Here is a 14,395-nt window from a genome sequence, read left to right as displayed (position 1 = left end):
TAGGAGGCACACCGTAATGACGGCATCTTCGCCCGCACCCAGCCGCCGCGAGGCGCCGGACCGCAACCTCGCGCTCGAACTGGTCCGGGTCACCGAGGCCGGTGCGATGGCCGCGGGCCGCTGGGTCGGCCGCGGCGATAAGGAAGGTGGCGACGGTGCGGCCGTCGACGCCATGCGGCAGCTGGTCAGCTCCGTTTCCATGCGCGGCATCGTGGTCATCGGTGAGGGCGAGAAGGACGAAGCGCCCATGCTCTACAACGGTGAGCTGGTCGGCGACGGCACCGGTCCCGAGGTCGACTTCGCGGTCGACCCGATCGACGGCACCACGCTGATGTCGAAGGGTTCACCCGGCGCCATCGCGGTGCTCGCGGTCGCCGAGCGGGGTGCGATGTTCGACCCGTCCGCGGTGTTCTACATGCACAAGATCGCGGTCGGCCCGGACGCGGCGGGCGTGATCGATATCTCGGCCCCGATCGGCGAAAACATCAGCCGGGTGGCCAAGGCCAAGGGCCTGTCGAAGTCCGATCTCACCGTCTGCATCCTGGACCGGCCGCGCCACGCGGACCTGATCCAGCAGGTCCGCGACGCGGGCGCGCGCATCCGCCTGATCTCCGACGGTGACGTCGCGGGCGCCATCGCCTGCGCCCGCCCCGACTCCGGCACCGACATCCTGGTCGGCATCGGCGGCACCCCCGAAGGCATCATCGCCGCCGCCGCGATGCGGTGTATGGGCGGTGAACTCCAGGGCATGCTCGCCCCGAAGGACGACGCGGAACGTCAGAAGGCCATCGACGCGGGTCACGACCTCAGCCGCATCCTCACCACCGATGACCTGGTCGCGGGCGACAATGTCTTCTTCTGCGCCACCGGCGTCACCGACGGTGACCTACTACGCGGCGTCCGCTACTACCCCGGCGGCGCCTCCACCGAGTCCATCGTCATGCGCTCCAAATCCGGCACCGTCCGCATGATCGACGCCTACCATCGCCTCACCAAGCTCCGCGAATACTCCTCGGTCGACTTCGTCGGCGACGAGGATGCGGTGCCGCCGCTGCCCTGATCTTCTCCAAGGCATCGAGCCCGGTCCGCTTCGGATCGGGCTCGTTTTGCGCCATGTGCGGTGCTCTTTCCACGACGGTAAGCTCCGGAATCCCCAGCAGACCAAGGAGATCCGGTGTCAATTATCGGGAAACTGTTGAAGAACCGCCGTGCCGGAGAGCAGGGCCTGGCCTGGCATCTGCCGAACCTCGCCACCGACGCGACCTTCGAAGTCACCAGCCCGGATTTCACGCACGAGTCGCCACTGCCAAAGGTGCACGCGTCCAAGCGGATCGGTGGCCGAGACACATCCCCGACGCTGGCGTGGACCGCGCCCGACGGTACGGCGCAACTCCTCCTGGTCGTCGAAGACCCGGACGCACCAACAGGATTGCCATTCGTACATTGCGTGGCCCTGCTGGAACCGACCCGCGCCGAACTGCCCCAAGACGGACTGCGCGCCGACGCTCCCGCGCCCGGCGTCAGCATCCTCCGCTCCGGCTTCGGCCGCGGCTACCAAGGTCCGGCCCCGATCAAAGGCCACGGACCGCACCGCTACGCCTTCCAACTCTTCGCCCTGACCGAGCCGATCAGCACCATAGGCGGCAAGCCCGCCGCGAAAGCGAAACCGCGCCAGGTCTTCTCCGCCGCCAAGGCAGTAGCGCGTGGCCGGATCGACGGATTCTACGAACGACCGTAACGAGTAACTCGCCGCAGCGGCGGTCCGGGCCGGCTGCGATATTCCCGGAGCGGGGCGGGGGCGGTGTGCGAATCGCCTCAGGCGTGGCAGCCCCACGACTGGCGTATGCGGCATAGGGTCGGAATTATGACGACCGAGGAGACGCAGTTCCGGATCGAGCACGACACGATGGGGGAAGTTCGGGTTCCCGTGGATGCGTTGTGGCGGGCGCAGACGCAGCGGGCCGTGGAGAACTTTCCGATCAGCGGGCGTGGGTTGGAGCGGGCGCAGATCCGGGCGCTCGGCCTGCTCAAGGCCGCGTGCGCCAAGGTGAACAAGGATCTCGGGCTGCTCGATCCGGTCAAGGCGGATGCCATTATCGCCGCCGCGAACGAGATCGCCGAGGGTCTGCACGACGAGCAGTTCCCGATCGATGTCTTCCAGACCGGCTCGGGCACCAGCTCGAATATGAACGCCAACGAGGTGATCGCCTCGATCGCGAAGGGCAACGGCGTGACCGTGCACCCGAACGACGACGTGAACATGTCGCAGTCGTCGAACGACACCTTCCCCACCGCGACCCATCTCGCCGCCACCGAGGCCGCCATCAAGGATCTGATCCCGGCGCTGGAGCATCTGCGGCTGGCGCTGCTGGACAAGTCGGCCGAATGGCGCACGGTCGTGAAGTCTGGGCGCACCCACCTCATGGACGCCGTGCCGGTGACCCTCGGCCAGGAGTTCGGCGGCTATACCCGCCAGGTCGCGGCGGGTATGGAACGCATCATGGCCGTGCTGCCCCGGCTCGGTGAGCTGCCCATCGGTGGTACCGCGGTCGGCACGGGCCTCAACGCGCCCGCCGGTTTCGGCGCGAAAGTCGTTGCGGAGCTGGTGCTGTCGACCGATCTCGACGCACTGTCCGAAGCGCGGGATCACTTCGAGGCGCAGGCCGCCCGCGACGGTCTGGTGGAGGCGTCCGGCGCAGTGCGCACCGTCGCGGTGAGCCTCACCAAGATCGCCAACGATATTCGCTGGATGGGTTCGGGCCCGCTGACCGGTCTCGGCGAACTCCGGCTGCCGGATCTGCAGCCAGGTAGTTCGATCATGCCCGGCAAGGTGAATCCGGTACTGCCCGAGGCGGTTACCCAGGTCGCCGCACAGGTGATCGGCAACGACGCGGCGGTCGCGTTCTCCGGTGCGAGCGGCGCGTTCGAGTTGAACGTCTACATCCCGGTGATGGCGCGCAATCTGCTCGAGTCGATTCGGCTGCTCGCCAATGTGTCCCGGCTGTTCGCCGATAAGTGCATTCGCGGTCTGATCGCCAACGAGGATCATCTGCGCACCCTCGCCGAATCGTCACCCTCGATTGTGACGCCGCTGAATTCCGCCATCGGATACGAAGAGGCGGCCGCGGTGGCGAAAGAGGCGTTGAAGGAAAAGAAGACCATCCGTCAGACCGTGATCGATCGCGGTCTGCTCGATGAGAAGCTCACCCTGGCAGAACTCGATCGCCGCTTGGATGTGCTGTCGATGGCCAGGGTCGAGGACGAAAAGTAAAAAAACCGGTCGGCGCACAGATCGTGCGCCGACCGGATTCGAGACTCAGGCCGGCGAACCGACCCGCAGGTCCGCGAGTTCCGCCCGCGCCTTCTCACCGTCTGCACCGAGACCGGTGCGAGTGAAGAACTCCCACCGCTCCAGCAGCGGGCCGAAGACCAATTCGTTCTCCTTGGCGCGGTCGTAGATGCCCGCCTCGGCGAGCACATCATCGCTGCTGCGCCCGTCGGGCAACGCCACCGAAGGCACCTCGAACCGCGCGACGCTGTCGGCGATGGCGCGCATCGTCTGATCCGGTGCGACACCGAACGCCGCGGTGATCAGATCCGCGAAGAAAATCGACTGCAGTTCATCGTCGATGGCAATGCGCTCGGCGATGGCGGTGACCATCTTGTTCTCCCCGAGCGCGGCGGTGTTGCGATGCCGGATGGCGGCGGCCGCCTCCTCGAACGCGCAGGTGGCGAGCACGTCGAGCAGGTGCAGTGCGGGACGCCGGAAACCCTTCGTCATATGGTCCATCCGCATCCGCTCCAACTGCACCGGGTCGACCGACCGGGTGACCATGAGGTAGTTGCGGATCATGATCTCGTGCCGGTTCTCCTCGGCCGTCCACCGGCCGACCCAGCGCCACCACGATCCGGTGCGCAGGTACTTGCCGACCTCACGGTGGTACGAGGGCAGATTGTCCGCGACGAGCACGCTGACCGTCAGCGCCAGCTTGGCGGTCTCGCTCAACTCGGATTGCTCGGGCTCCCAATCGATTCCGCCGAGGAAGCGGAAGTTGCGGCCGTCGTCCCACGGCACATAGTCGTGCGGGTGCCAGCCGTCGGCGGCGGCGATGTGGCGGCGCAGATTCAGTTCCACCGCATCGGCGAGGGACGCGAGCAGTTCGCGATCGGTCAAGAGAGTTTGCACTAGCACAACCTAGCGGCTGGGCCCCGCGATGCGGGGATCTACGAATAGGAATCGGTACCGGCGTCCGAGCGTACAAGCACCAGCTCTTTCGAGCGAACCGCGAGGCACTCACCAATAATGGCACGTGAGCGCCCGGACGCCGGGCGGATCAGGACTTCGGCGTGACGGTCGTATTGCCGTCCACCCAGGTGATGGTGCCGCCGACGAACTCGCTCTGCTTGCCGCCGGGGATGTCCTTCTCGTCGCTGGTCGGGTACCCGATCTTGCCGTCGGGGCCGTCGTTGTCCTCCCACGCCTTGCGGATTTCGCCCCAGACGATGTGCGCGCCGCTGTCCTTGCTCCAGACGATCGCACCGCCGGTGAAGTCCTGCCACTTGCCGTCGTTGGGGGCGTCCTCCTGCGACTTCAGCGGAGCGCCGAGCGGACCTGTCGGGCCGCCGGACTGCACGTACTTGTCGAAGATGATGCCGGAGACGGTGATGTCGCCGCCCTGGGTGGCGATCTTGGTCTCCTCCGCCGCGCCGGACATGTGCTCCTCGCCGTGGGCGGCCGCCGAGGTGGTCGTCATGGACGCGGCGGTGTTCTTGTCCTTGTCGTCGTCATTGCCGCAGCCGGTGGCCAGCAGCAGTGCCGCGGCAGCGGTGACCGCGGTGAATCCAGCCGTTCGTCGAGCGAAGTGGTGCATTTCCATCCCTCTCGTCGCGCGTAGCCTGGGCCGATGCTCGGCAACGGCCCGGCGAATCGATGTGAGACTCGCCGGGCCGTCGCTGAACAGGTATCACGCGGATACTACCCGCTCGATTGTGATGGGAAACACACCCTGGGTAGTTGCTGCTACCAGCTATGCACTCGGGCCGTACTCCTCCAACATCTCGGTCACCAGCGCCGCGATCGGCGACCGTTCGCTACGGGTCAGCGTGATGTGCGCGAAAAGCGGATGCCCCTTGAGCTTTTCGATCACCGCGGCGATACCGTCGTGCCGACCGACCCGTAGGTTGTCGCGCTGGGCCACATCGTGGGTGAGCACGACGCGCGATCCGGTGCCCAGGCGGCTGAGCACCGTCAACAGCACATTGCGCTCCAGCGACTGCGCCTCGTCCACGATCACGAACGAATCGTGTAGCGAGCGACCGCGAATGTGGGTGAGCGGCAAGACTTCCAACATGTCGCGGCTGAGCACCTCCTCCATCACCTCACGACTGGCCAACCCGTCGAGCGTGTCGAAGACCGCCTGCGCCCACGGGCCCATCTTCTCGCTCTCCGATCCCGGCAGATAGCCGAGATCCTGCCCACCGACCGCGTACAGCGGACGGAACACCACCACCTTGCGTTGTGTGCGACGCTCGAGCACCGCCTCCAAACCGGCCGTCAGAGCCAGCGCCGACTTGCCGGTACCGGCCCGGCCGCCGAGCGAGACGATGCCGACGCTCTCGTCCAACAGCAGATCCAGTGCGATGCGCTGTTCGGCCGAGCGGCCGTGCAGTCCGAACGCCTCGCGTTCACGCACCAACTGCACCCGCTTGTCCGGCGTGACCCGGCCCAGGGCGCTGGAGCTTGCCCCGAGCAACCGGATTCCGGTGTGGCACGGCAGTTCCCGCGCCTCGTCCAGATCGAGCACGGCCTCGGCGTAGAGCTGATCGATCTGTGTTTTGGAGACATCGATCTCCACCATTCCGGCCCAGCCGGAGGTCACCACGTCCTGGGCGTGGTATTCGTCGGCGTGCAAACCCACCGCACTCGCCTTGACGCGCAAGGGAATGTCCTTGGACACCAGCACTACCTGACGGCCCTCGGCCGCCAGATTGAGCGCACAGGCCAGGATGCGGGAGTCATTGGTGTCGGTGCGGAATCCGACCGGGAGTACCGCGGGGTCGGTGTGGTTGAGTTCCACCTGCAGCGTTCCGCCCTCGGTGCCGATCGGCACCTGCTGATCCAGCCTGCCGTGTTGCAGACGCAGATCGTCGAGGTTGCGCAGGGCTTCCCGCGCGAACCAGCCCAGTTCGTGATGGTGGCGCTTACCTTCGAGTTCGCTGATCACGACCAGCGGTAATACGACATCGTTTTCGCCGAACCTGGTGAAAGCCCAGGGATCCGACAAAAGAACCGAGGTGTCGATGACGAAGGATTTCGCACCGGAATTCTGGGAATGCGAGGGGCGGGCCCCCTTCGCGGCGGCTTCGCCTTTCGCGGAGCTGGAGTGCGCCGAGGGAGCGGGAACGGAGCGTGCAGCAGTCACGGTGGGCTCCTTTGTGTTCGCGCGGCACCCGCACGAACGATCTCGCTGGACCGGTCCGTCCTGATGGGATCCGACTTGCGTCAGATGCCCAGAGGGCCGGGTGCCGGCCCTCTCGTACTGAGTAGCTCAGTCACGGTTCAGGACCTCCCGTACGAGCCACACCGACGCGGCCCGCACCAACGACGCTACCGCCGACTGCCCGGTCTCCGCTCGGGCACAGGTGGGCATGTCCGTGAATTTGTCGTTAACCCCGCATTGGTGCAGGGGATAGAGTCGCAGGTATGGCCGGTAACGAGGAGTTGGAGAAGCTGTCGTCCAAGGAGCTGCACGACCGTGCGGTCCGGCTCGCGGCGCGACGCGGCGACATCAAATATCTGTGGCGGCTGCTGAAGTCGATTCCGGCCGCCGAGGCCGCCGCGGGCAATCTCGGCGAGAGCGAGGCCGATATCAAGTACGTGCTGCCGATGATCGACGACTACATCCACGCGGGCGACGGCAAGATCGCCGAGGTTCTGCGACCCTTTTACCTCGAGTACCTCGCCAAGCACACCTGACCTCAGCGCTGCGGCAGCGCGGCGCGCAAGAGTCCGACGGCGGTGCCGCGCAGGAAGTTCTCCCAGCTGAAGTGGTCGTCCCACAGGATGATTCGGCCGTCGCGCAGTTCGAAAGTGCCGCAAACCCAGAACGCGATCCGCAGCGGGCCGACGCGCAGGATATCGGTGCGGTCGGTCAGCACGAAGTCGCCGTCGGCGGCGATGTGATGCATGTCGGCGGCGAAGCCGATGGTGTCGCGGTTCAGCCCGCGCAGGATCTTGCGCGTGAGGCCGCCGCCGACCGTCGGCAGTGAGGTGTTCTTCCAGACGACATCGGGGTGCAGGAGGTCCAGTGCCTCCTCCACCGCGCCGATCTCGAGTGCGGCGAAGAATTCCCGCACCGTGGTGATCGCGTCCTGCTTCAGTTCCAGTTCGTCGGTCATGCACTGAGCCTAAGCGGTGGCCTCGCATTCGCTCGTCCAAGCGCAAGAGACCAATGACGGACTTTGTCCGGCTGCGCCCGATTGTGCCGCTAGGGTCGGCGGCGGTCGGCGATGAGGACACCCAGACCATCGAGAATTCGGTCGATGCCGAAGCTCAGCGCGTCGCCCGGGCCCTCGTTCGCGGGCGGTGCACCGGTCGCGGCGGCCTCCTCCGCGAAGGCGGCGGCGACCAGGGGAAACCGGTCGCCCGCGGCGGCCATCATCTCGGCGAACTGGCCCGCGATCTGCTGCGCCGTTTCCTGCCGATCCCCGGTCGTCACCTGCTGCACGAGGCTGCGGATGTGCCCGTTGAGCAGCACGATGGTGTCCAGCCGCTCCGGCCCGGTCAACCCGGTGCCGTCGAGGGCGGTCAGCGCGGCGTTCATCCAGCCCATTTCATTGGGGCCGACCGCACGCACGCCGATGGTCAGGCTGATCGACCAGGGGTGCGCGCTGTAGCGCTCGAAGATCGTCTCGGCCCAGCGGCGCAGTCCGGCTCGCCACCGCTGCTCATTCGAATTCTCGTGCGCCGCAATAACATCCGGCGGATCGCCCATCGCGGCATCCACCATCAGCGCGGTCAGCTGTTCCTTGCCCGGCACATACCGGTACAGCGACATCTTGGTGAAGCCGAGTCGTTCGGCCAGGCGCTGCATGGACAGGTTCGCCAGTCCTTCGGCATCGGCGAGGGCGATGGCCTCCGCGACGATCCCCTCCAGTGACAGCGCGGGCTTGGGTCCGCGCTTGGGCCGCTGCTGGGTGCCCCAGAGCAGTTCGACGGTGGTCGGTGCAGGCATTTCCACATCCTTACGCATTGCGTGTTGACAAGTAACTGCGTCCACCATACTCTAATTTGCGTCCGACGGATACAGATTCCATCGGACGCAGATAATGACCTCGGGAGACATCATGCGCAACAAGACCGTTCTCATCTCCGGCGCGAGCATCGCCGGCCCCGCGCTCGCTTATTGGCTGAGCCGCTATGGCTTCGCCGTCACGGTGGTCGAGCGGGCGCCGCAGTTGCGACCGGGCGGCCAGGCCGTCGACTTCACCGGCGAAACGCACCACAAGGTGCTCGAGCGGATGGGCATCCTGGACGAGGTCTACGCACACCGCACCGGCACCACCGATATCGCGATCGTCGACGGCAAGGGCGAGCAGCAGGCGCTCATCTCCGGCGATTTCACCGGCGGCGACGTGGAGATCCTGCGCGGGGATCTGGCGCGGATCATGTACGAAAAGACCTACCAGGACTGCGAATACGTATTCGGCGACTCGATCAGCGCGCTGACCGAGACCGACGACGGCGTGTGGGTCGAATTCGAGAAGGGCGCGCCGCGCGGCTTCGATCTGGTCTTCGGCGCCGACGGCATCCATTCGCGGGTACGGCGTCTGGCGTTCGGACCGGAAAAGGAATTCGTCAAGCACCTCGGCCACTACTACTGCGTCGCCGGGGCGAGCCCGTGGGCGACCAAGTCCGAGGGCACCCCCGAGCGGATGACAGCCTACGGCTACAACGAGCCGGGCAAATGCGTCATCACCGGCGGCTCGAAGGCACAGCAGCTCTACATCTTCGCCTCGCCCGAACTCGACTACGCTCGTGACGACATCGAGGCGCAGCGGCACATCATCGAGCAGACCTTCGCCGAGGTCGGCTGGGAGGCACCGCGCATGCTCGCCGAAATGGCGGAGTTCGACGACTTCTTCCTCGACTCGATCAGCATGGTGCGCAAGATGAAGAGTTACAGCCGGGGCCGGGTCGCGTTGGTCGGCGATTCGGGCTACGGAAACACCCTGGGCGGCTTCGGAACCGGACTCGCGGTGCAGGGCGCCTACATCTTGGCCGGTGAACTCGCGCTCGCCGACGGCGATTACCGGATCGCCTTCGCGCGCTACGACGGGCTCATGCACTCGCTCGGCAAACTCGCGGACTACAGCAACGCGGGCCGCTTCTTCGCGCCGAAGACCGCGCTCGGCATCAAGTTCCGCAACTGGTTCCTGCACTCGTGGATGTTCGACAAGATGGTGAAAATGACCGAGAACGTCAAGACCATCGAGCTGCCGGACTACCCGGCGCTGGTCGCGGCCGCCAATGCGAACTGACATCGGTAGCACCGGCACCCCGCAGCGGACCGAATGGTCTGGCGCGGCGAGATCGGCTGTGTTTCGATGGAACCCGGGTGGGGTCGAGTGCGTCTATAAGGTCAGATGGCACTGACGGAAGGGGCTGGCTCGGCCATGACAGCACAGATGGACGGCCGCGCGATCACCAATCCCGAGAACGCGCAGAACTTTTCGCACGCGGAGATCAAACAGGCGGCCGACCAGATGAATCCGGGCGGACTGGACGGTGCGTTCGATGCCTGGGCCGCCATCGCGGCAGCGGTGACCAAGGCCGGACAGCAGTTCGAAACCGCGATTCAGCAAGCAGTGGATCAACATTGGGAGGGCGCGGCGGCCGACCGGGCGGTGCGCGGCATTCGGGAGTATGCCGCGCGCGTCGGTGAGCTCGGCGAGTCGCTGGATCAGCAGTCGACACCGCTGTCGGCGGCGGTGAGCGCGGCGGGGCGGTTCAAGGTGGCGGTGCCGCCGGTGGTGGATAGTTCGGATAGTGCGCGGGGGCCCGAGCTGCGGAATTCGCAGGAGGAGCAGGCCCGGGACGATATGAGCACGTTTTATATCCAGCCCTATGCGAGTACGGCGCCGTTGATTCCTACGTTGCCGCCGCCGGTCAATCCGATTTCTGGGGAGTCGGGGTTTTCGGAAGTGCTGGGGGCTTTGCCAGGTGGAGACTCCGGGAATGCCGGGGATACGAGCCCGGTGGAGGGCGTCGGCCAGGGTGGAGACTCCGGCAAGGCAGGAGATACAGGCACGCCGGACGGCACCGGCAGAGCTGGAGATACCGGCAAAGCAGGACACACAGCCACACCAGACGGCACCGGCAGAGCTGGAGACTCCGGCAAAGCAGGAAATACCGGTACGACGGAGGGGACCAGCGAGGCTGCGGATACAGGTAAAGCGGAGGGCAGCAGCGGGACCGGGAATTCCGGCAAAGCGGAAGAGACCAGCGGCGCCGGAGATACGAGTAAAGCAGCGGACACCGGTAAGGCCGGAGATCCGAACAATAGCGGGGACACAGGCAAGGCAGATGGGCCGGCTCGAGCCGAAGCTTTTGCCCCGCAATCTATTTCGTCGAATCAGAACAATGACTCATCGACCATGCCCGCGTCATCTACCCATACATCCGCAACTTCGGCCATCCCCTCGGCGGCCGGTACGCAGTCACCGACCACAGTCACGTCCGGCGGGATCGGGCCGGGAACCTCGACCTCGATGGGCGCTTCCCCCAGTCTCGGTGGCGCGCCCAGTCCCGGTGGTATGCCCAGTCTCGGTGGCGCGCCCAGTCCCGGTGGTATGCCCAGTCCCGGCGGCGCGCCCAGTCTCGGTGGCGCGCCCAGTCCCGGTGGTATGCCCAGTCCCGGTGGTATGCCCAGTCCCGGTGGTACGCCCAATCCCGGCGGTACGCCCAATCCCGGCGGTACGCCCAATCCCGGCGGTACGCCCAATCCCGGCGGCGCGCCCAATCCCGGCGGTACGCCCAATCCCGGCGGTACGCCCAATCCCGGCGGCGCGCCCAATCCCGGCGGCGCGCCGAACACCGGCGAGACTCCGAGTCCTGGCAGGTCGGTGCCGGGCACCACACCGGGAGCGACGGCTGCTCAGCCGAGCACCAGCACTCCGAGTCGGGTGGGTGCGACAGCTACCACCGGATACTCCGGGATGCTTCCGCCTGGCGCGCGTACCCGGCGAGGCGAGGACGGTGAACACAAGTCGGCGAAGTACCTGCGCACCGAAGAGCACGGCGAGGACCTCATCGGCGAAGTGGAGAAGACCGTGCCGCCTGTACTCGGGGCGCAATGATGACGCAGTGGACCTTGTCCGCAGAGCAATTCGCGGCGGCCTGGTTCGGCACCGGCCTGGATCGCATGCCCTTTCCGTTCCGCTTCACCAGCCGCTTTGCCGGACTCCACGAATATCGGGCCTACCAGCGACAATTCCGCGCGGAGCTGAACCGTGAGGACAATGCGTCGCTGCAGCGGGCCATCGGGGTGCTCGCCAAACCCGAGTGGCGCATCGAACTGTTCGGTATCGATAACACCCGCGGCGCGATCGAACTGCGCGCCATGGGCTGCGCCACCCGCACCGGACCGGGGGTCATCGCGCTGCAGGCTGCGGCTCCGGATGGCGGCAAAGTACGGCTGCGCCGCGTCCGCGTCGACCAACTCGCCACCGAACTGATCCGCCTGCTCCCCGATCCGCCACCCGGCACCGCGGCCGAAAAGAGCTACCTCCTCGACGATCTCAACGACGACCGCCCCGACCCTTTCGGCAACTCCCCCACCCGCGCCATCCAGGACCGCTACCGCCGCTTCTGGCGCCAACCCTGCGACACCAGCGGCACCGCCACCGTCCTGGTCGGCCCCCGCAATGCCGAACCCCTGCGCACCGGAAAACTCCGCTGGATCGACACCAAGGCCGGACGCTACTGCGAAGTGCCCGCCAACCGCGCCCGCATGATCCGCCCCGCCACCAGCGCCGACATCACCCGCTACCTGGACGAGTCCATCGTCCGAGCGAAAGCCCGCGTCGACCAATAGGACTCGCGGGCGCAGCAAGGTCCGGTCAGCGACGCTTTCGTGGGAACCGTCGCCACCACCGCCGAGATGACCGAGGGGCACAGTCCTACCCGCTCTACGATGTCGAGGGCAATCTGCTCACCGACAGCGACACGAATACCTGCGGCGCCGCGACGACGACGGCCAACTGCGCGCCTACGTCGCGGTCGCCATCGACGAGATCGGGAAGCTCGCCGAGCGGGCCGCCGAAAGGGTATTCAGCTCTGAATCCGGTTGTCGTCGAACCTGATCCGATTCGACGACACGAGCCGCCGCCGTGCGGGTGGCTACGGTCCGGTCGACCCGAAATATGCTGCGGCCGAGGCGAACTCGACGAACACCAGCCATGGAGGCGCCCGACTACCTCGCACATGTCACACTTTGTGCGGCAGGGTCACTGGATATGCGGCAGCACGATTGCCGGGCTATTTTCGGGCGGCGGCCAGGTGGGCGGATACGAGGAACCCGGCCACCCCTGCACTTGTGCACCATTGCACGCCCGGGTTGTTGCGCACGCCGACTTTCTCGCTACCAGCCCGGGCGGGTGAGCATCTCATCGGACCGATGCACGGTCCGGCAACCGACGAGTCCGGCCAGCTGCCACTGCGGCGATCTCGATGCGGGCACGACAGGAACCGCCCAGAAGCCCGGCGACGGAGCGGCTTTCGACCTCAGCTACAGACGAATTCGCCTGGGAACCCCCGCGCACCAACGAATACCGTTGGCGCGCAGCTGTATTCCCAGGCGAATAAGCGGGCTCAGCCGAGCAGGTGCCAGTCCTCCAGGCCGTCGTAGAGCGGCAGGTCACGGGCCAGCTTGGTGACGCGGGCGCGCAGGGCGTCGACATCGGAGCCGCCGGCCAGTGCGGTGGCGATGATGTCGGCGACCTCGGTGAACTCGGCATCGCCGAAACCACGGGTGGCCAGGGCGGCGGTGCCGATGCGCAGGCCGGAGGTGACCATCGGCGGGCGCGGGTCGAACGGAACGGCGTTGCGGTTCACCGTGATTCCGATTTCGTGCAGCAGATCCTCACCCTGCTGACCGTCGATCTCGGAGTTGCGCAGGTCGACGAGCACCAGGTGCACATCGGTGCCGCCGGTGAGGACGCTGATGCCCTTGTCCTTGACATCCGCGCCGCCGAGCCGCTCGGCCAGAATCTTGGCACCGGACAGGGTGCGCTCCTGGCGCTCCTTGAACTCGGCGCCGGCCGCGATCTTGAACGCGACGGCCTTGGCGGCGATCACGTGCATGAGCGGGCCGCCCTGCTGCCCCGGGAACACCGAGCTGTTGAGCTTCTTGGCGTACTCCTGCTTGGCCAGGATCAAGCCGGAGCGCGGACCGCCCAGCGTCTTGTGCACGGTGGAGGACACCACATCGGCGTAGGGCACCGGCGAGGGATGCAGACCGGCGGCGACCAGACCGGCGAAGTGCGCCATATCGACCCATAGCTTCGCGCCGACCTCATCGGCGATCTCGCGGAACGCCGCGAAGTCCTGGTGCCGCGGGTAGGCCGACCAACCGGCGACGATCACCTTCGGACGCGAGCTGAGCGCGGTCTTGCGCAGCTCCTCCATATCGATGCGGTGGTCTTCCTTGCTGACCCCGTAGGAGTGCACCTCGTAGAGCTTGCCGGAGAAGTTCAGCCGCATGCCGTGGGTGAGGTGACCGCCGTGCGCGAGGTCGAGGCCGAGCAGCCGGTCGCCCGGCTCCATCAGCGCCATCAGCACCGCGGCATTCGCCTGCGCGCCGGAATGCGGCTGCACATTGGCGAATTCGGCGGCGAAGAGTTCCTTGGCGCGATCGCGGGCGAGGGTTTCGACGACATCGACGTGCTCGCAGCCACCGTAGTAGCGACGGCCCGGGTAGCCCTCGGCGTACTTGTTGGTGAGCACGCTGCCCTGCGCCTGCAGCACCGCGCGCGGCACGAAGTTCTCCGAGGCGATCATCTCGAGGGTGTCGCGTTCGCGGGCGAGTTCGCCTGCCATCGCGGCAGCGAGCTCCGGATCGAGCTCACCGAGGGATCGGGTATTGACAGAGGCGGTCGTCTGCGTCACCTGGCCGAGTCTATTGGCCGACCGCGCCGCGCCGATCAGGGGGTTCTGTGTCTCGGTGTGCATCGCAACCTCCGTGGTCCGGGTGCCCCGGAGTGCGCACCCCGAGGCCCATGAGCCCGGCACCCAGGCGCGCGGTGCGGGGCGAGGGTGCTTCCCGGTGGTTGCTTCCACCTCGAGTGCGCCAGTCGCGGTCCCATCATCTTATCCGGGAGTCGGCGACGGGCCCGG

General features: G+C 66.6%; 13 protein-coding genes and 1 riboswitch. Of the genes, 7 read left to right on the top strand and 6 right to left on the bottom strand.

The annotated features are described in order from the left end of the window. The first annotated feature begins 16 nt into the window (after positions 1–16). The 3 genes from glpX to ACQPYR_RS07050 all read left to right on the top strand — a co-directional run bounded on the left by glpX (position 17) and on the right by ACQPYR_RS07050 (position 3,271). A complete protein-coding gene (glpX, locus tag ACQPYR_RS07060; protein WP_433629017.1) occupies positions 17–1,060 on the top strand; it encodes a class II fructose-bisphosphatase in 1,044 nt (347 codons plus the stop codon). Positions 1,061–1,174: 114 nt separating this feature from the next. Then, complete coding sequence (locus tag ACQPYR_RS07055; protein ID WP_433629014.1) at positions 1,175–1,738, top strand: YbhB/YbcL family Raf kinase inhibitor-like protein; 564 nt, start codon at positions 1,175–1,177, stop codon at positions 1,736–1,738. 126 nt (positions 1,739–1,864) lie between these two features. Beyond that, positions 1,865–3,271: a class II fumarate hydratase gene (locus ACQPYR_RS07050; protein ID WP_433629012.1), complete on the top strand. Its 1,407-nt coding sequence runs from the start codon at positions 1,865–1,867 to the stop codon at positions 3,269–3,271. A gap of 45 nt (positions 3,272–3,316) precedes the next feature. On the opposite strand, the gene ACQPYR_RS07045 is transcribed toward ACQPYR_RS07050, so the two are convergent. The 3 genes from ACQPYR_RS07045 to ACQPYR_RS07035 all read right to left on the bottom strand — a co-directional run bounded on the left by ACQPYR_RS07045 (position 3,317) and on the right by ACQPYR_RS07035 (position 6,422). Continuing rightward, a complete protein-coding gene (locus tag ACQPYR_RS07045) occupies positions 3,317–4,186 on the bottom strand; it encodes an acyl-ACP desaturase (RefSeq protein WP_433629009.1) in 870 nt (289 codons plus the stop codon). A gap of 148 nt (positions 4,187–4,334) precedes the next feature. Next, entirely contained in the window at positions 4,335–4,871 is a 537-nt protein-coding gene (locus tag ACQPYR_RS07040; protein ID WP_433629006.1) for an LGFP repeat-containing protein, read from the bottom strand. A 156-nt stretch (positions 4,872–5,027) separates the two neighbouring features. Continuing rightward, positions 5,028–6,422, bottom strand: a complete 1,395-nt coding sequence (locus ACQPYR_RS07035) for a PhoH family protein (RefSeq protein ID WP_433629003.1) — start codon at positions 6,420–6,422, stop codon at positions 5,028–5,030. 281 nt (positions 6,423–6,703) lie between these two features. Here ACQPYR_RS07035 and ACQPYR_RS07030 point away from each other — a divergent pair, with 281 nt between their 5' ends. After that, positions 6,704–6,976, top strand: a complete 273-nt coding sequence (locus ACQPYR_RS07030; protein WP_433629000.1) for a hypothetical protein — start codon at positions 6,704–6,706, stop codon at positions 6,974–6,976. 2 nt (positions 6,977–6,978) lie between these two features. Here ACQPYR_RS07030 and ACQPYR_RS07025 read toward each other — a convergent pair whose 3' ends face one another. Further along, positions 6,979–7,398, bottom strand: a complete 420-nt coding sequence (locus ACQPYR_RS07025; protein ID WP_433601454.1) for a limonene-1,2-epoxide hydrolase family protein — start codon at positions 7,396–7,398, stop codon at positions 6,979–6,981. Between the two features lie 89 nt (positions 7,399–7,487). Then, positions 7,488–8,234, bottom strand: coding sequence for a TetR/AcrR family transcriptional regulator (locus ACQPYR_RS07020; protein WP_433628998.1), 747 nt, complete (start codon positions 8,232–8,234; stop codon positions 7,488–7,490). Between the two features lie 112 nt (positions 8,235–8,346). Here ACQPYR_RS07020 and ACQPYR_RS07015 point away from each other — a divergent pair, with 112 nt between their 5' ends. The 3 genes from ACQPYR_RS07015 to ACQPYR_RS07005 all read left to right on the top strand — a co-directional run bounded on the left by ACQPYR_RS07015 (position 8,347) and on the right by ACQPYR_RS07005 (position 12,095). Next, positions 8,347–9,540, top strand: a complete 1,194-nt coding sequence (locus ACQPYR_RS07015) for an FAD-dependent monooxygenase (protein ID WP_433628995.1) — start codon at positions 8,347–8,349, stop codon at positions 9,538–9,540. A 135-nt stretch (positions 9,541–9,675) separates the two neighbouring features. After that, on the top strand, positions 9,676–11,358 hold the full coding sequence (locus ACQPYR_RS07010; protein WP_433628992.1) for a hypothetical protein: 1,683 nt from the start codon (positions 9,676–9,678) through the stop codon (positions 11,356–11,358). After that, the gene (locus ACQPYR_RS07005; protein ID WP_433628989.1) at positions 11,355–12,095 is read left to right on the top strand and encodes an ESX secretion-associated protein EspG; all 741 of its coding nucleotides are present in this window, start codon (positions 11,355–11,357) and stop codon (positions 12,093–12,095) included. The genes ACQPYR_RS07010 and ACQPYR_RS07005 overlap by 4 nt, the downstream gene beginning before the upstream one ends. A 776-nt stretch (positions 12,096–12,871) precedes the next feature. Here the strand turns inward: ACQPYR_RS07005 and glyA are convergent. Then, on the bottom strand, positions 12,872–14,167 hold the full coding sequence (gene glyA / locus ACQPYR_RS07000; protein WP_433635041.1) for a serine hydroxymethyltransferase: 1,296 nt from the start codon (positions 14,165–14,167) through the stop codon (positions 12,872–12,874). Between the two features lie 114 nt (positions 14,168–14,281). Next, positions 14,282–14,366: riboswitch (ZMP/ZTP riboswitch) on the bottom strand. Positions 14,367–14,395 lie beyond the last annotated feature (29 nt).

Source organism: Nocardia sp. CA-120079 (assembly GCF_050955745.1).
In the GTDB taxonomy this organism is placed as follows: Bacteria; Actinomycetota; Actinomycetes; order Mycobacteriales; family Mycobacteriaceae; genus Nocardia.
This window is presented reverse-complemented; position numbering and strand designations above follow the sequence as displayed.